At 61.0% G+C, this 17,287-nt stretch carries 11 protein-coding genes; 1 reads left to right on the top strand and 10 read right to left on the bottom strand.

Annotated elements, in window-relative coordinates:
• Positions 1–33: 33 nt before the first annotated feature.
• The 9 genes from gltB to ACP7D9_RS16485 all read right to left on the bottom strand — a co-directional run bounded on the left by gltB (position 34) and on the right by ACP7D9_RS16485 (position 13,085).
• Positions 34–4,479 carry a glutamate synthase large subunit gene (gene gltB, locus ACP7D9_RS16525; protein ID WP_426158605.1) on the bottom strand — a complete coding sequence of 1,482 codons (4,446 nt, stop codon included), beginning with the start codon at positions 4,477–4,479 and terminating at the stop codon, positions 34–36.
• Positions 4,480–4,830: 351 nt separating this feature from the next.
• On the bottom strand, positions 4,831–6,435 hold the full coding sequence (locus ACP7D9_RS16520; protein WP_426158603.1) for an AAA family ATPase: 1,605 nt from the start codon (positions 6,433–6,435) through the stop codon (positions 4,831–4,833).
• 10 nt (positions 6,436–6,445) lie between these two features.
• Positions 6,446–7,546: a 3-dehydroquinate synthase gene (aroB, locus tag ACP7D9_RS16515; protein WP_426158601.1), complete on the bottom strand. Its 1,101-nt coding sequence runs from the start codon at positions 7,544–7,546 to the stop codon at positions 6,446–6,448.
• Positions 7,547–7,698: 152 nt separating this feature from the next.
• Entirely contained in the window at positions 7,699–8,217 is a 519-nt protein-coding gene (gene aroK, locus ACP7D9_RS16510) for a shikimate kinase AroK (protein ID WP_024011270.1), read from the bottom strand.
• Between the two features lie 4 nt (positions 8,218–8,221).
• Positions 8,222–10,300, bottom strand: a complete 2,079-nt coding sequence (pilQ, locus tag ACP7D9_RS16505; protein ID WP_426158598.1) for a type IV pilus secretin PilQ — start codon at positions 10,298–10,300, stop codon at positions 8,222–8,224.
• 13 nt (positions 10,301–10,313) lie between these two features.
• Entirely contained in the window at positions 10,314–10,838 is a 525-nt protein-coding gene (locus ACP7D9_RS16500) for a pilus assembly protein PilP (protein WP_101156621.1), read from the bottom strand.
• Positions 10,835–11,458: a type 4a pilus biogenesis protein PilO gene (locus ACP7D9_RS16495; RefSeq protein ID WP_426158596.1), complete on the bottom strand. Its 624-nt coding sequence runs from the start codon at positions 11,456–11,458 to the stop codon at positions 10,835–10,837. Before ACP7D9_RS16495 ends, ACP7D9_RS16500 begins: the two co-directional genes overlap by 4 nt.
• Entirely contained in the window at positions 11,455–12,021 is a 567-nt protein-coding gene (locus ACP7D9_RS16490) for a PilN domain-containing protein (RefSeq protein ID WP_312997841.1), read from the bottom strand. Before ACP7D9_RS16490 ends, ACP7D9_RS16495 begins: the two co-directional genes overlap by 4 nt.
• On the bottom strand, positions 12,021–13,085 hold the full coding sequence (locus ACP7D9_RS16485; protein WP_426158594.1) for a pilus assembly protein PilM: 1,065 nt from the start codon (positions 13,083–13,085) through the stop codon (positions 12,021–12,023). The genes ACP7D9_RS16490 and ACP7D9_RS16485 overlap by 1 nt, the downstream gene beginning before the upstream one ends.
• A gap of 219 nt (positions 13,086–13,304) precedes the next feature.
• Here ACP7D9_RS16485 and ACP7D9_RS16480 point away from each other — a divergent pair, with 219 nt between their 5' ends.
• Positions 13,305–15,749, top strand: coding sequence for a penicillin-binding protein 1A (locus ACP7D9_RS16480; RefSeq protein WP_426158715.1), 2,445 nt, complete (start codon positions 13,305–13,307; stop codon positions 15,747–15,749).
• A gap of 169 nt (positions 15,750–15,918) precedes the next feature.
• Here the strand turns inward: ACP7D9_RS16480 and ACP7D9_RS16475 are convergent, their stop codons facing one another.
• Positions 15,919–17,187: a malic enzyme-like NAD(P)-binding protein gene (locus tag ACP7D9_RS16475; protein WP_090280412.1), complete on the bottom strand. Its 1,269-nt coding sequence runs from the start codon at positions 17,185–17,187 to the stop codon at positions 15,919–15,921.
• Positions 17,188–17,287 lie beyond the last annotated feature (100 nt).

The raw sequence follows: 17,287 nt of genomic DNA, 5'->3' as shown, positions 1-17,287 counted from the left end.
TGTTAAAACCTCATCAAACTCTTCAGGCGCATATCACTGCGGGTTGGCACGAGTGCTGGAAAGCAGGGTTTTCAAGCTGGCAGCCTTGGGCTTGACCAGCCAGAAACGCCGCAAGTAATCGTCGAGGTTCTCGGCGAGTTCACGACCCCACTCGCTGTCGGTTTCGGCGACGTACTCGTTCAGCACGTTCTGCAGGTGGCTGCGATAGGCTTCCATCGCTTCGCCGCTGATCCGCTGGATTTCCACCAGTTCGTGATTGACCCGGTCAACGAAGGTGTTGTCCTGATCGAGCACGTAGGCGAAACCACCGGTCATGCCCGAGCCGAAGTTGTAACCGGTCTTGCCCAGCACGCAGACGAAACCACCGGTCATGTACTCGCAGCAGTGATCGCCAGTGCCTTCCACGACGGTGTGGGCACCGGAGTTACGCACGGCAAAACGCTCGCCGGCGGTGCCAGCGGCGAACAACTTGCCGCCCGTGGCGCCGTACAGGCAGGTGTTACCGATGATGGCGCTTTCCTGAGTTTTATAGACGCTGCCCTTCGGCGGCACGATGACCAACTTGCCGCCGGTCATGCCTTTGCCGACGTAGTCGTTGGCATCGCCTTCCAGGTACATGTTCAGACCGCCGGCGTTCCACACGCCAAAGCTCTGCCCGGCCGTGCCCTTGAAGCGGAAGGTGATCGGCGCCTTGGCCATACCCTGGTTGCCGTGCTTGCGGGCGATTTCGCCGGAGATCCGCGCGCCGATCGAACGGTCGCAGTTGCAGATGTCCAGATCGAACTCGGCGCCGCTCATGTCGTTGATCGCCGACGCGGCCAGCTCGACCATTTTTTCCGCGAGCAGGCCTTTATCGAACGGCGGGTTGCGCTCAACACCGCAGAACTGCGGTTTATCCGCCGGGATGTGATCGCTGCCCAGCAGCGGCGTCAGGTCCAGGTGATGTTGCTTGGCGGTCTGGCCTTCGAGGATTTCCAGCAGATCGGTGCGACCGATCAGCTCTTCGAGGGAGCGCACACCGAGTTTGGCCAGCCACTCACGGGTTTCTTCAGCGACGTAGGTGAAGAAATTCACCACCATGTCGACGGTGCCGATGTAGTGATCCTTGCGCAGCTTCTCGTTCTGCGTCGCGACGCCGGTGGCGCAGTTGTTCAAGTGGCAGATGCGCAGGTATTTGCAGCCCAGCGCGATCATTGGCGCGGTGCCGAAGCCGAAGCTTTCAGCGCCGAGAATGGCGGCCTTGATCACGTCGAGGCCGGTTTTCAGGCCGCCGTCGGTCTGCACCCGGACTTTGCCGCGCAGGTCGTTGCCGCGCAGGGTCTGGTGAGTTTCAGCCAGGCCGAGTTCCCACGGCGCGCCAGCGTACTTGATCGAAGTCAGCGGCGAAGCACCGGTGCCACCGTCGTAGCCGGAAATGGTGATCAAGTCCGCGTAGGCCTTGGCCACACCGGCGGCGATGGTGCCGACGCCCGCTTCTGCTACCAGCTTCACCGAAACCAGTGCCTGCGGGTTGACCTGTTTCAAATCGAAGATCAGCTGCGACAAATCTTCGATCGAATAGATGTCGTGGTGCGGCGGTGGCGAAATCAGGGTCACGCCCGGCACTGCGTAACGCAGCTTGGCGATCAGCCCGTTGACCTTGCCGCCCGGCAGTTGCCCGCCCTCGCCCGGCTTGGCGCCTTGGGCGACCTTGATCTGCAGCACTTCGGCGTTGACCAGGTATTCCGGAGTCACACCGAAACGGCCGGTGGCAACCTGCTTGATTTTCGAGCTCTTGATGGTGCCGTAACGCGCCGGATCTTCACCCCCTTCGCCGGAGTTGGAACGCGCACCGAGGCGGTTCATGGCTTCGGCCAGGGCTTCGTGAGCTTCCGGCGACAATGCGCCCAGCGAGATACCAGCGGAGTCGAAGCGCTTGAGCACCGATTCCAGCGGCTCGACTTCACTGATGTCCAGCGGCGTGTCGAGGGTCTTGACCTTGAACAGGTCGCGAATCATCGACACCGGACGGTTGTCCACCAGCGAGGTGTATTCCTTGAACTTGGCGTAGTCGCCCTGCTGCACAGCGGCTTGCAGCGTGTTGACCACGTCCGGGTTGTAGGCGTGATATTCGCCACCGTGGACGAACTTCAGCAGACCACCCTGCTGGATCGGCTTGCGCGGACTCCAGGCTTCGACGGCCAGCGCTTTCTGCTCGGCTTCGATATCGACGAAGCGCGCGCCCTTGATCCGGCTCGGCACGCCGCGGAAGCTCAGGTCGCAGACTTCTTCGGACAGGCCGATGGCTTCGAACAGCTGCGCACCGCGGTACGAAGCGATGGTCGAAATGCCCATCTTCGACAGGATCTTCAGCAGACCTTTGGTGATGCCTTTGCGGTAGTTCTTGAATACCTCGTAGAGGTCCCCCAGCACTTCACCGGTACGGATCAGGTCGCCCAGCACTTCGTAAGCCAGGAACGGATACACCGCCGAGGCGCCGAAACCGATCAGTACGGCGAAGTGATGCGGGTCACGTGCGGTCGCGGTTTCAACCAGGATGTTGGAATCGCAACGCAGGCCTTTTTCGGTCAAGCGGTGGTGCACTGCACCGGTCGCCAGCGAAGCGTGGATCGGCAGCTTGCCCGGGGCGATATGGCGGTCGCTGAGGACAATCTGGGTACGCCCGGCGCGCACGGCTTCTTCAGCCTGATCGGCAACGTTTCGGATCGCCGCTTCGAGGCCCAGGCTTTCGTCGTAGTTGAGGTCGATGATCGCCCGTTCGAAACCCGGACGGTCGAGGTTCATCAGCGAACGCCACTTGGCCGGGGAAATGACCGGCGAGCTGAGGATCACGCGCGAGGCGTGTTCCGGCGACTCCTGGAAAATGTTGCGCTCGGCGCCGAGGCAGATTTCCAGCGACATCACGATCGCTTCACGCAGCGGGTCGATCGGCGGGTTGGTCACCTGCGCGAACTGCTGACGGAAATAATCGTACGGCGTGCGCACACGCTGGGACAGCACGGCCATCGGCGTGTCATCGCCCATCGAGCCAACAGCTTCGTAGCCTTGCTCGCCGAGCGGACGCAGTACCTGATCGCGCTCTTCGAACGTGACCTGATACATCTTCATGTACTGCTTGAGCTGATCGACGTCGTAGAACGCCGAACCGTGGTCGTTGTCTTCCATGGTCGCCTGAATGCGCAGGGCATTCTTGCGCAGCCATTGCTTGTACGGATGACGGGACTTCAGACGGTTGTCGATCGCATCGGTGTCGAGGATCTGCCCGGTTTCGGTGTCCACGGCGAAGATCTGGCCAGGGCCGACGCGGCCCTTGGCGAGCACGTCTTCGGGCTGGTAGTTCCACACGCCGATTTCCGACGCGAGAGTAATGAAGCCGTTTTTGGTGGTGACCCAGCGCGCCGGACGCAGACCGTTCCGGTCGAGCAGACACACCGCGTAGCGACCGTCGGTCATGACCACGCCGGCCGGGCCGTCCCACGGCTCCATGTGCATCGAGTTGTACTCGTAGAATGCACGCAGATCCGGGTCCATGGTTTCGACGTTCTGCCACGCAGGCGGGATGATCATCCGCACGCCACGGAACAGGTCGATGCCACCGGTGACCATCAGTTCGAGCATGTTGTCCATGCTCGAGGAGTCGGAACCGACGCGGTTGACCAGCGGGCCGAGTTCTTCCAGATCCATCAGATCATTGGTGAACTTGGTCCGACGCGCCTGAGCCCAGTTACGGTTACCGGTGATGGTGTTGATTTCGCCGTTGTGCGCAAGGAAGCGGAACGGCTGCGCCAGCGGCCATTTCGGCAGGGTGTTGGTGGAGAAGCGCTGGTGGAACACGCAAATCGCGGTTTGCAAGCGCTCGTCGCTCAGGTCTGGATAGAACGCGGCCAGGTCGGCCGGCATCATCAGGCCTTTATAGATGATGGTCTTGTGCGAAAAGCTGCAGATGTAATGATCGGTGTCAGCGGCGTTGGCCACCGACGAACGGCGACGGGCGCTGAACAGCTTCACGGCCATGTCCTGATCGCTCAGGCCTTCGCCGCCGATGTAGACCTGCTCGATCTGCGGCAGGCGTTCAAGGGCAAGGCGGCCGAGGACGCTGGTGTCGATCGGCACTTTGCGCCAGCCGATCAGTTGCAGTCCTTCAGCAAGGATCTCGCGGTTCATGTTCTCGCGAGCAGCTTCGGCCTTGGCCGGATCCTGATTGAAGAACACCATGCCCACCGCGTATTGCTTGGACATTTCGACGCCGAAGCTTTCCTGGGCAATGGCTCGCAGGAAGGCGTCGGGTTTTTGAATCAGCAGACCGCAACCGTCACCGGTCTTGCCGTCGGCATTAATCCCACCGCGGTGGGTCATGCAGGTCAGGGCCTCGATGGCCGTTTGCAAAAGGGTATGACTGGGCTCGCCCTGCATATGAGCTATCAGGCCGAAACCGCAGTTATCCTTGAATTCATCTGGTTGGTACAGACCTGCTTTCATAGACACTTTCTCACCAGGCTGCCTCTATTCGAGGCAAATTTCTTTTCAATTCAACCACTTGCGTTCCGCGCCGAACGTACGCCGGCTTAGCGGGGGCAAAAGGGTGGTCATTGTACACAGCGACACAGAGGCTCACAAATTTGACGACGAACTGTCGCAAATTCATGTCGCATTTGTGAAAGGTTTAAAGCGATCTGCTGTGCTAGTCAAAACTTTTTTAAATTCTGACCGCAACGACTCAAAGACTACTGTGACGCAGACACCACAAGGCACGCATCCTTTTCAGAAAGCGCGCACTCATGGAGATTTTGAGGTGCCGGGAGAGGCGGCCTGGGTAAGGCCGCCGAATCTTCAGCGAGTTGTTGCCAGTTCCTGTTGGACGCTGGCGACAGTGCGAGGCCAAGGTTTACCAGCCTGAACCTTCGCTGGCAAGGCCTTGATGGCAGAAACGGCCGCATCCCGATTGGCAAAATTGCCATAGGTGATCACATACAGCGGCTTGCCGTTGAGGACTTTCTTGAAATAACGGTACTCACCGCCCTGCTCCTTGACGAAGTTCTGCGCGGCGGTTTCCGAGCTGGTGCCGAGGATCTGCACCACGTAGTTGCCGGTCGGCTGACCGGCGTACCAGCTGCCACCGGCGGCTTTGGCGACGGTGACCGGCTTGTCGGCAGGCTTGGTGGCGGTGGCCGGTTTGGCCGGTGCCGGTGCCGGTTTCGCGGCTGGCGCAGGCGTAGCCGGAGCAGGTTTGGCCGTGGCGATCTGCGTCGGTGCCGGGGTTGGCGCCGGCTTGGCGGCAGGGGTCGGAACCGGCGTCGGCGCGGGGCCGGCCGGAACGCCCGCAGGCGGCGCGGAGGTGGTCACGGTTGGCGGGGTATCGCTGGAGCCTTCCAGCGGCACACCGTCGTCGCCTTCGGTGATGCCACCGGCGGCTTCGGCCAGCGGGCCACGCATGACCGGCTGCGAGTTGCCGACCAACGGCAGCGGCATCGGCTGGGTGTTGCCGGCGAATTCGACGGACGGGTTGGCGCCATTCGCTGCGCCCTGACCCAGTGGCAGTTGCGCCTGTTCATTGGCCGGAGCACCGGTGGTCGGTGCCTTGCTGCGACCCGGCATCAGCCAGGCGGCGGCAACCGCGACCACAACGACGGCGGAAATCGCCAATACGTGTTTCTTCGGCATGTTGAACCCCATACTTGGACGCTTGACCGCAGAGCGGCTGGCAATCATGACTTCGATCAGTGCATCGCGAGCGACCTGGTTGATGTTGCCAGGCCAGCCCTCGGAGCTTTCGTGAATATCAGAGATCTGATCTGCAGTGAAAAGTTCGACACCCCGCCCCGCGCCTTCCAGCCGCTGGTCGAGATATTCACGGGTCTCTTCTTCGGTGTAGGGCTGCAATTCGATGACGTGGAAACGCTCTTCTTCGAGCTGCAAAGCCTCAAGCTGGGCGATCAGCGACGACTCGCCGAACAGGAACACATGCGGGCGACCTTCCGGCGTGCCCGCGCCCAGCGCCATCAACGCTTCCAGCGCCGACTCGTCGAGCTGCTCGGCATCGTCCACCAGCAGATAGACTTCCTGCCCGGTCAGACCCAGTTGCACCACCTGCTCGAGAATCGCGCCGACCTCGGCCTGCGCGACATCCAGCGCCTGCGCCACCTGACGCAGCACGCCGGCCGCGTCACCGGCGCCGCGGGCGGAAACCACTACGCTCTGCACCGATTGTTTGTTGGTGCTGGCCACCAGCGCCTGCCGCAGCAGGGTCTTGCCGCTGCCCTGCGGGCCGGTGACCACCAGCAGCAGCTGGCTGTAGCGCGCCAGATGATGCAGCTGACCCAGCACCGGTTTGCGCTGGGCCGGAAAGAATTTGAAGCCCGGCACCCGTGGCGCGAACGGGTCGTGACTTAACTGGAAATGGCCGAGAAACGCCTCGTCGGCATGCAAACTAGTCATCGGAATCGTTTTAACCTTTAAGCTGAGCCAGGACGCGGTAATCCGCTCCCAGCGTGGCCTGTAGAACCTCTTTCGGATAATCGTCGGTCACTACCGCTTCGCCCATCCGGCGCAGCAGCACCAGGCGCAGACGACCGTCGATCACTTTTTTATCAATTGCCATGTGCTGGAGAAAATCGGCTTCGCTCATCTCTTCAGGCGGAACAACCGGCAGACCGGCACGCTGGAACAGACGAATGCCGCGGTCACGCTCCTGCTCGCTGATCCAGCCAAGGCGCGCGGACATTTCCAGCGCCATCACGGTACCCGCCGCCACCGCCTCGCCATGCAGCCAGACACCATAGCCCATGTGGGTTTCGATGGCGTGGCCGAAGGTGTGGCCGAGGTTGAGCGTGGCGCGTACGCCGGTTTCCTTTTCATCGGCGCCGACCACAGCAGCCTTGGCCGCGCAGGAACGCTCGATCGCATAGGTCAGCGCGCTCTGGTCCAACGCACGCAGGGCGTCGACGTTGTCTTCCAGCCACGTCAGGAACGGTTCGTCGCAGATCAGGCCATACTTGATGACCTCCGCCAGGCCCGCCGACAACTCGCGCTGTGGCAGGGTTTTCAGCGATGCGGTGTCGATCAGCACCACGTTCGGCTGATAGAACGCGCCGACCATGTTCTTGCCCAGCGGATGGTTGATGCCGGTCTTGCCGCCGACCGACGAATCGACCTGCGACAGCAGCGTGGTAGGTATCTGGATAAAATCGACACCGCGCTGATAGCAGGCGGCAGCGAAGCCGGCCATGTCGCCGATTACTCCGCCGCCCAAGGCGATCACGGTAGTGCGGCGGTCGTGACGGGCGGTCAGCAGGCCGTCGAAAATCAGCTGCAGGGTTTCCCAGTTCTTGAAGGCTTCGCCGTCGGGCAACACCACCGAGATCACCGAGTACTGCGTCAGGCTGCGGGTCAGACGTTCGAGATAGAGGGGCGCGACGGTTTCGTTGGAGATGATTGCTACCTGGCGCCCATGGATATGCGGCGCCAGCAGTTCCGGCTGATCCAACAGACCTTCGCCAATATGAATCGGGTAGCTGCGCTCGCCTAGATCGACCTTGAGTGTCTGCATGTGTCCCCACAGTGAAGATGGAAGCAGGCATCCTGCCCTGAAATTATTGGTGTTCTGCGGCCTGTAGCGGTATGACGCCACTCGACCGGCATCCGCCACACCCTCGGCAAACGCTGACAGGACGCCGAGGATAGCGCATTTCTGGCGCTGCTTTAACGGGGTGGCAATTGCGCGAGGCGGTCGAGAATGTCGAGCACCACCATGCGTGGCGGCCGCTCGTCGGTTTCCACCACCAGATCGGCGATTTCCCGATAAAGGGGATCACGGATCTCGAGCAGGTCGCGCAAGGTTTTCGCCGGATCGGCAGTACGCAGCAGCGGCCGATTGCGATCGCGGGAAGTGCGGCCGACCTGCTGTTCGACGGAGGCGTGCAGATACACCACGCGCCCGCCTTCATGCAGGGCCTTGCGATTGGCATCACGCATCACCGCGCCGCCGCCAGTCGCCAGCACCACGCCGTCGAATGCGCACAGCTCGGCGATCATCGCCTGTTCACGATCACGAAAGCCGGGCTCGCCTTCCTTGTCGAAGATCCATGGGATATTGGCACCCGTGCGCAGCTCAATTTCCTTGTCGGAATCCTTGAACGGCAGGCGCAGCTCTTTGGCCAGCAATCGGCCGATGGTGCTTTTGCCAGCACCCATCGGTCCTACAAGTATCAAATTTCGCACAGAATCAACGACTCACAGCAATCGCCTGGTTATTCATGATACGCGGAGTGAGAAATACCAGCAGCTCGGATTTTTTCTCCGAAACCACATCACGCCGGAAAAGGCGGCCAAGATACGGCACATCGCCAAGAAATGGCACCTTATCTACAACCTTGCTCTGAGTATTTGAAAAAACACCGCCGATAACGATGGTCTCGCCGTCATTGACCAGCACTTTCGCGTTGACCTCGTTTTTCTTGATCGGCGGTACATCCTGCACTTTGTTCAGGTAGTCCGGCTCGTCCTTGGTGACCTTGACCTCCATGATGATGCGGTTGTCCGGGGTGATTTGCGGGGTGACTTCCAGCGACAGTGAAGCCTCCTTGAACGACACCGAAGTCGCGCCGCTGGAGCTCGCTTCCTGATAGGGGATCTCGGTGCCCTTGAGGATCTTTGCGGTTTCCTTGTCCGAGGTAACCACCTTCGGCTGCGAAACGATTTCGCCGTTGCCGGTTTTCTCCATCGCTGTCAGCTCCAGATCCAGCAATACGTTGTCGGTGATGAAAGCGATGCCTATTCCCGAGGTATTGTTGACCGTGCCCATATCGACGAACGGCGAGTTGGTGCCGGTGCTGCCCGGCGTACCGATGGTACTCGACGATCCGTTGACCCCGGAGGCGTTCCAGTTGCCCTTGTTCTGCACCGAACCGCCCCAGCGCACGCCCAGACTCTTGTCGTAATCGACGTTGGCCTCAACGATGCGTGCCTCGATCATCACCTGGCGCACCGGAATATCCAGTTGCGCCACGATTCGCCGTAATTCGTCGAGGCGATCCTGGGGCTGGTAGGCAATGATGTTGTTGGTCCGCTCATCGACGGTAATCGAACCGCGCTCATCGGCTCTCGCCTCGGCACTGGTCACCGACTGGAACAGCTTGGCAATGTCTGCGGCCTTGGCGTAATTGACTTGCAGCAGCTCGCGACGCAATGGCGCCAGCTCGGCGATCTGTTTTTGAGACTCCAGTTCCTGGCGCTCGCGCGCGGCAATTTCGTCGGCCGGCGCGACCAGCAGCACGTTACCTATTTTGCGTTTATCCAGACCTTTGGTTTTCAGCACCAGATCCAGCGCCTGATCCCACGGCACGTTCTGCAAGCGCAAAGTGATGCCACCCTGCACCGTATCGCTTGCCACGAGGTTGAGGTTGGTGAAGTCAGCGATCAACTGCAGCACCGAGCGCACATCGATGTCCTGGAAATTCAGCGAGAGCTTGTCGCCGACATAGGCCTGACGGTCGGCGTTGCGCTTTTGCAGGTCGTCGACGCTCATCGGACGAACGCTCACGGTGAGCTTGTTGTCGGTCTGAAACGTGGAATAGTCGAAGGTGCCGCTGGGCTCGACGCTGATCACCGTGCGATCGCCGGTAACTGCTGCGTTGACGAACTGCACCGGGGTGGCGAAGTCCTTGACGTCGAGGCGCACGCGGAGTTTTTCCGGCAATTGCGTGCGAGCGAAGCTGAGGATGATCTTGCCGTCGTGCTCCTGAATATCCGGGGCGATGGTCGGATCTGAGAGGTCGATGACCACGTTGCCTTCACCCTCGGTACCGCGCTGGAAATCGACGCCGCGAATCGTCCGACTGCGCGGCAGCGAAGATCGGCTGGGAGCCGCAGCAGTGGTGGCAGCACGCGGCGCAACGGCGGTCGGGCGAGGGGCCGTGGCGGAGGCGCCCTGACCGATCACCACAAACAGATGATTGCCCTCGACTCGCGTGGTGTAGGGCGCCAACTGCGTCAGGCTGACAATCAGCCGCGTACGGTCCTTGGCTTCGGCTACCGTGGCCGTGCGCGCGTTGCCGCTGCCCAGATCAAGATTCCTGTTGGCCAACTGGCTGGTCACGCCTGGCAGATCCAGCGCGATGCGCGCCGGTGATTCGGTTGTGTAGCCCTTGGGCTGTGGTGGCGGGCCGTCGAACGAGAGCTTCAGTTCGACGCGGTCACCCGGCAGCGCGGCAACATCCAGCGCTTTCAGATTGGCCGCCAGTACCATCGGTGACAGCAGCGCTATCCATAGCGAAAAACCGAGGGTGGAGAAAATCCTGTTCATTGTTCGACTTCCACTATGAGTGCTCTTTCAAAGGAATGGTGCGCGGCCGCTCCAGCCAGGCGCCGTCGCCGTCGGGCACAATCTCGACGACATCGACCTGGGTTGCAGTGATGGCGACGATGCGGCCATCGTTGCGCCCCAGGTAGTCGCCGACCTTGAGGCGATGCACCCCGCCCGCGCCGCGCAGCAGCGCAAACGAGCCCGAGGCATTGGCAATCGTGCCGACCATTTCGAATTGCTCGATATTGAACCCTTCAAGGTATTGCTTGACCCGGTTGGGGTCGGGTTTGACGTTGCGCGAGCCGTGCTTCTGCCCAGCCAGATCAACCCGTGCCTGGCGCGAAAATGGGCTGCGCAGGTTGGCGGCGCTGTAGGTGAATGTGGGGTAAGACCGAAATGTCGGCGTTGGTTCAATCTTGCCCGCTGGCCGCAGGCGCACTTCGTTGAGGTAGGCGTCGAGGTCGCTGAAGTCATCACCGCCACCGCAGCCGCTCAACGCCAGCATCATCGGCAGGACCAGATAACGAATCGGGGTCATTTCTCCAACCCCTTGTCGTTGTAGCGATACGTCTTGGCGAGGATGCTCATGCGCAGCTTCGGCCCGCCTTCGGGATTGGCCGGCGCCAGTTCGAAATCATGCAGAGTGACAATCCGTGGCAGTCCGGCGACGCCGCTGACGAAAGTCGCAAGGTCATGATAGGCGCCGGTTACGGTGATCTGGATCGGCAGTTCGATGTAGAACGGCTGCGTAACTTCCGGCAGCAGCTTGATCTCCTCGAATTCCAGACCGCTGCCCAGACCGGTGCGGGTGATGTCTTCGAGCAAGCCCGGCACCTCGGTGTCGCTGGGCAACTGCCGCAGCAACACGCCGAAGGTGTCTTCCATTTGCTTTATTTGCTGGGTGTACAGCTCAAGATTCGCGGACAGCCGCGCCTTGCTGGCGAATTGTTCCTTGAGCGTGGTTTCCTCCTCGCGCTTGAGGTCGAGCTGATTTTCCATATCGCTGATAAAGAAGTAGTAACCAAGCGCGAGGATCAACACCATCACCAGCGCACCGCACAGGGTTTTCACCGCCGGCGGCCAGGAGCCGATGTTGCTGGTGTCGAGGTCGTTGAAATCGACATTGCGCAGGCTCTGCAGCCACTCGGAGGCGTTCATTGTTCGTCCTCCGCAACCTTGGGCTGGGTCTGACGAACGGTCAGCTGGAATACATTGGCCTGTTCGATCTGATCGGCGCTGTTGGCCTTGACCTCATTCAGGCTCGGCGCGTCGAACCAGTCGGACGCGTCGAGGTTGCGCATCAGCTCGGAGACCCGGTTGTTCGACTCCGCCGCGCCACTGATGGACAGGGTCTTGCCGGCCATTTTCACATCAGTGAAATACACGCCGTCCGGCAAGGTACGCGCCAGTTGATCGAAGACTCGCCCACTGATTTGCCGGTTGCCCTGCAGGTCCTGGATGATGCGCATGCGTTCGACCAGTTGCTGGCGTCGCGCCTTCAGCTCACTGATCTGCTTGATGCGCTCATCGACCACAGCGATCTGTTTGCCGATGTAATCGTTGCGCGCCATCTGCCGCTCAATGGCCGCGCTGATGATCTGATCGGCAATCAGCACCGCGCCGATCGAGCCTGCGAGCACGCCGATCAGGATCAGCAGGAAGCGTTTGCGTCGTTCTTCGCGGCGCTCTTCGCGCCAGGGTAGAAGGTTGATCCGCGCCATCAGTCGAAACTCCTGAGCGCGAGCCCGCAGGCAATCATCAATGCCGGCGCGTCACTGGCCAGCGCACCGGCGTTGACCTTGCTGCCCAAGGCCATGTCGGCAAACGGGTTGGCCACCTGGGTCGGTGTGTTCAGGCGCTGCTCGATGAGACGATCCAGGCCAGGCACCGAGGCAGTACCGCCGGCCAGCAGGATATGGTCGACCGCGTTGTACTGGCCGGAGGCGAAGAAAAACTGCAGTGAACGTGAAACCTGCTGCACCAGCGCTTCACGAAATGGCTGCAGGACTTCACTCACGTAATCGTCAGGCAAGCCGCCCTGCTTCTTCGCCAGGCCTGCCTGTTCGACAGTGAGGCCATAGCGGCGCTGGATCTCTTCGGTAAGCTGGCGTCCACCGAATAATTGCTCGCGAGTGTAGATGATCTTGCCGTTGTGCAGGACGCTGAGGGTGGTCATGGTGGCGCCGATGTCGACGACCGCTACGGTCAGGCGCTCCTGAGACGCCGCCAGATGCGTCGCGAGCAGGCCGAACGAACGCTCCAGCGCGTAGGCCTCGACATCCACCACCCGCGCGGTCAGGCCGGCGAGCGCCAGCGCCGCTTCACGCACTTCGACGTTTTCCTTGCGACAGGCGGCGAGCAGTACGCTGACCCGTTCGGGATTGCGCGGCGAGACGCCCTGGACTTCAAAGTCGATGGCGACTTCGTCCAATGGATAGGGGATGTATTGGTCGGCCTCGATCTTGAGCTGGTTTTCCAGTTCATCGTCGGACAGCCCGGCGCCCATTTCGATGATCTTGGTGATCACCGCCGAACCGGCCACCGCCACCGCCACGCTCTTGACCCCGGTGCGCGCCTTGACCAGCACCCGGCTCAGCGCCTGGCCGACGCCTTCGAGTTCAGCGATGTTCTTTTCGACCACGGCGTTCGCCGGCAACGGCTCTACCGCGTAGGCCTCGACCCGGAAACGCTCGCCCTGACGGCTCAGTTCCAGCAGCTTCACCGACGTGGAGCTGATGTCGATCCCCAGTAACGCATTGGTCTTTTTATTGAAGAGTCCCAGCACTACCAATTCCCTATGACTTTCCGTGAGTTACGGACTCTGTAATACGCATTGCGTTCCTTGACCCCCGCCTTGACAGAAGCGCCAATGACGCCCCCGACGGAAAAGTGCTTATAATGCCCAGCGATTTTTTCCGCTTTTTACTGCCCGCGCGGATGGCTCTGTGTGTAACCGCAGCCCCGTGCCAAATTCATTCTTTGCTCTGGATGTCCAAAAGCCTTGATTCGTCTGCTGAAATTTTTCGGTTGGTCCATCGTCGCCGTTTTCTGCGGACTGCTCTTAGGTCTCAGCGGCGCCTTTCTTTACCTTAGTCCGGGTTTGCCGTCTGTGGAGGCGCTGAGAAGCATTCAGTTGCAGATTCCTCTGCGCGTCTACAGCAGCGACGACAAGTTGATCGCAGAATTTGGCGAAATGCGCCGCACCCCGATCCGTTTCGCCGACATTCCCCCCAACTTCATTAATGCGTTACTCAGTGCTGAGGACGACAATTTTGCCAACCACTATGGTGTCGACCCGAGCAGCCTGATGCGCGCGGCGACCCAATTGGTCAAGAGCGGACACATTCAGTCCGGCGGCAGCACGATCACCATGCAGGTGGCGAAGAATTTCTTCCTCACCAGCGAGCGCAGCTTCTCGCGTAAAACCACGGAAATTCTCCTCGCCCTGCAGATCGAACGGCAGCTGACCAAGGACGAGATCCTGGAGCTGTACGTCAACAAGATCTATCTGGGCAACCGCGCCTACGGCATCGAGGCGGCGGCGCAGGTGTATTACGGCAAATCGATTCGCGACGTCAGCCTGGCGCAGATGGCGATGATCGCTGGCCTGCCGAAAGCACCGTCGCGCTTCAATCCGCTGGCCAACCCGGCGCGCAGTAAAGAACGCCGCGACTGGATCCTCGGGCGCATGTACAAGCTGGGCAAGATCAGCGAAGCCGACTACACCGCGGCGGTCAACGAGCCGCTGAACGCCAGCTACCACGTGCCGACGCCGGAAGTGAACGCACCGTACATCGCCGAAATGGCCCGTGCGGAAATGGTCGGCCGTTACGGCAGCGACGCCTATACCGAAGGTTTCCGGGTCGTCACCACGGTGCCGAGTAACCTGCAGGAAATGGCCAATACCGCGCTGCACGAAGGCTTGATGACCTACGACCAGCGCCACGGCTACCGTGGCCCCGAGTCGCGCCTGCCAGGCAAGACGCGCGAAGCCTGGGCCAGCGAACTGACCAAACAGCGCACCATCAGCAGCCTCGAACCTGCGATCGTCACCCAGGTCGACAAAACCGGCCTGCAGGTTCTGACCCGCACCGGCGAAGAACATGTCGCCTGGGACACGATGAAATGGGCGCGGCCGTTCCTCAACACCAACAGCATGGGCGCCAATCCGCGTCAGCCTTCGGATGTCGCCCAGGTCGGTGATCTCATCCGCGTACAGCGGCAGAAAGACAACTCGCTGAAATTCAGCCAGATCCCGCAGGCGCAGGGAGCGCTGGTGTCGCTGGATCCACAGAACGGCGCGATCCGTTCGCTGGTCGGCGGGTTCGCCTTCGAGCAGAGCAACTACAACCGCGCCATGCAGGCCAAGCGTCAGCCGGGTTCGAGCTTCAAGCCGTTCGTTTACAGCGCCGCTCTGGATAACGGCTACACCGCCGCCACCCTGGTCAACGATGCGCCGATCGTGTTCGTCGACGAGTACCTGGACAAGGTCTGGCGACCGAAGAACGACACCAATACCTTCCTCGGCCCGATCCGCCTGCGTGAAGCGCTGTACAAGTCGCGCAACCTGGTGTCGATCCGCTTGCTGCAGGCCATGGGCGTAGGCAAGACCATTGACTACATCACCCGTTTTGGCTTCAACAAGCAGGACCTGCCGCCGAATCTGTCGCTGGCACTGGGCACCGCGACGTTGACGCCGATGGAAATCGCCACTGGCTGGAGCACCTTTGCCAACGGCGGCTACAAAATCACTCCGTACATCATCGACAAGATCGAAAGTCGCAACGGTGACACGCTGTTTGTCGCTAATCCGCCGACGGTGCCACAGGGCGGTTCAGCGACCGACGGCATCGCCGCGCCGGCCACCGAGTCGTTCACGGTCAATGCCGCTCCGGCTGGCGGCGAAGCAGCGGGCAACCCGGCAGTGCCACAGGCGCCAGCCGTGGCCGAGCGGATTGTCGATGGGCGCACCACCTATATCCTCAACAGCATGCTGCAGGACGTGATCAAGCTCGGTACCGGCCGTCGCGCACTGACCATGGGCCGCAGTGACATCGCCGGCAAGACCGGTACCACCAACGAATCGAAAGATGCCTGGTTCTCCGGCTACAACGCCGACTACGTGACCACGGTGTGGACCGGTTTCGACCAACCGGAAAGCCTCGGCCGTCGCGAGTTCGGCGGCACTGTGGCGCTGCCGATCTGGATGAATTACATGTCGGCGGCACTGAAGGACAAGCCGCCGCACGTGCAGCCAGAGCCGGAAGGCATCCTCAGCCTGCGCGTCGACCCGGTCAGTGGCCGTGCAGCGTCGCCGAGCACCCCGGGCGCGTACTTCGAGCTGTTCAAGGCTGAAGACACCCCGCCGTCGGTGAATGAGCTGGGCAACGGCGTCGTACCGGGCAGCCCGCTGCCGGCGGATGAACAGGCGCCGATCGATCTGTTCTGATCCGGCAGCCATTGAAAAGCCCCGCCTTCGTGAGAAGTGCGGGGCTTTTTATTGCCCTGCGCGAGCAAGCTCAACAGATCGCAGCCTTCGGCTGCTCCTGCATTGCGCTGCCCAACAAAAAGCCCCGACTCTCACGAGCCAGGGCTTTCGTTTGAAGCGCTACAACGACTTAGCCGTTGAACACGTCATCCACGCTTTTGAGCGGGTAGTTCTTCGGATACGGCAGGGTTGCCACGCCAGTCTCGATCGCCGCTTTGGCCACAGCGTCGGAGATCAGGGTGATCAGGCGCTTGTCCATTGGCTTGGGAATGATGTACTCACGACCGAATTCCAGCGGAGCACCACCGTAGGCATCGCAGACGTCCTGTGGCACCGGCAGTTTGGCCAGTTCACGCAGGGCATTGGCTGCGGCGACTTTCATTTCTTCGTTGATGCGCTTGGCGCGAACGTCCAGGGCACCGCGGAAGATGAACGGGAAGCCCAGCACGTTGTTGACCTGGTTCGGGTAGTCCGAACGACCGGTGGCCATGATCACGTCGCTACGGGTGGCGTGGGCCAGTTCCGGAGAGATTTCCGGATCCGGGTTGGAGCAGGCGAACACGATCGGGTTGGCCGCCATCGACAGCAAGCCTTCAGCGCTCAGCAGGTTCGGACCGGACAGACCGACGAACACGTCAGCGCCTGCCAGTGCGTCAGCCAGGCTGCGCTTCTCGGTAGCGTGGGCGAACACCGCTTTGTACTGGTTCAGGTCGTCACGGCCGGAGTGGATCACGCCGGTACGGTCAACCATGAAGATGTTTTCGATGCGAGCGCCCATGCTCACCAGCAATTTCATGCAGGAGATGGCAGCAGCGCCGGCACCGAGGCAGACGATTTTCGCTTCCGGCAGGGTTTTGCCAGCGATTTCCAGGGCGTTGATCATGCCGGCCGCGGTCACGATCGCCGTGCCGTGCTGGTCATCGTGGAACACCGGAATGTCGCACTGCTCGATCAGAGCGCGTTCGATTTCAAAGCACTCTGGCGCCTTGATGTCTTCCAGGTTGATGCCACCGAAGGTGATGGAGATGCGCTTGACGGTGTCGATGAAGGCTTGCGGGCTTTCCGAGTCGACTTCGATGTCGAACACGTCGATGCCGGCGAAGCGCTTGAACAGCACGCCTTTGCCTTCCATTACAGGCTTGGAAGCCAACGGGCCGAGGTTGCCCAGGCCGAGAATCGCGGTGCCATCGGAAATGACTGCCACCAGGTTGCCCTTGCCGGTGTATTTGTAGGCCAGTTCAGGATCGCGAGCGATCTCGCGCACTGGTTCAGCTACGCCGGGGCTGTAGGCCAGCGACAGGTCGCGGGCGGTAGCAGTGGCCTTGGTGAGCTCGACACTCAGCTTCCCCGGACGAGGATTGGCGTGATATTCGAGAGCGGCAGTTTTCAGATCAGACATTTTGGCATTCCGCTTTTTTACTGTTGGACAGACTGGTCAGCGAGGATACGCGCCTCGCAAAGTCCCCACAAGACTGGGCAGTCACCGCTGTCAAGCGCCC

The sequence above is a fragment of the Pseudomonas sp. TSRC2-2 genome (genome assembly GCF_049897785.1).
Lineage (GTDB): Bacteria > Pseudomonadota > Gammaproteobacteria > Pseudomonadales > Pseudomonadaceae > Aquipseudomonas.
The sequence above is the reverse complement of the archived record's forward strand: the minus strand, read 5'-3'. Positions and strand labels throughout refer to the sequence as shown.

Coding starts and splice junctions, on each gene's coding strand:
- gltB (WP_426158605.1), bottom strand. CDS start 4,479: ATGAAAGCAGGTCTGTACCAACCAGATGAATTCAAGGATAACTGCGGT.
- ACP7D9_RS16520 (WP_426158603.1), bottom strand. CDS start 6,435: ATGACTAGTTTGCATGCCGACGAGGCGTTTCTCGGCCATTTCCAGTTA.
- aroB (WP_426158601.1), bottom strand. CDS start 7,546: ATGCAGACACTCAAGGTCGATCTAGGCGAGCGCAGCTACCCGATTCAT.
- pilQ (WP_426158598.1), bottom strand. CDS start 10,300: ATGAACAGGATTTTCTCCACCCTCGGTTTTTCGCTATGGATAGCGCTG.
- ACP7D9_RS16500 (WP_101156621.1), bottom strand. CDS start 10,838: ATGACCCCGATTCGTTATCTGGTCCTGCCGATGATGCTGGCGTTGAGC.
- ACP7D9_RS16495 (WP_426158596.1), bottom strand. CDS start 11,458: ATGAACGCCTCCGAGTGGCTGCAGAGCCTGCGCAATGTCGATTTCAAC.
- ACP7D9_RS16490 (WP_312997841.1), bottom strand. CDS start 12,021: ATGGCGCGGATCAACCTTCTACCCTGGCGCGAAGAGCGCCGCGAAGAA.
- ACP7D9_RS16475 (WP_090280412.1), bottom strand. CDS start 17,187: ATGTCTGATCTGAAAACTGCCGCTCTCGAATATCACGCCAATCCTCGT.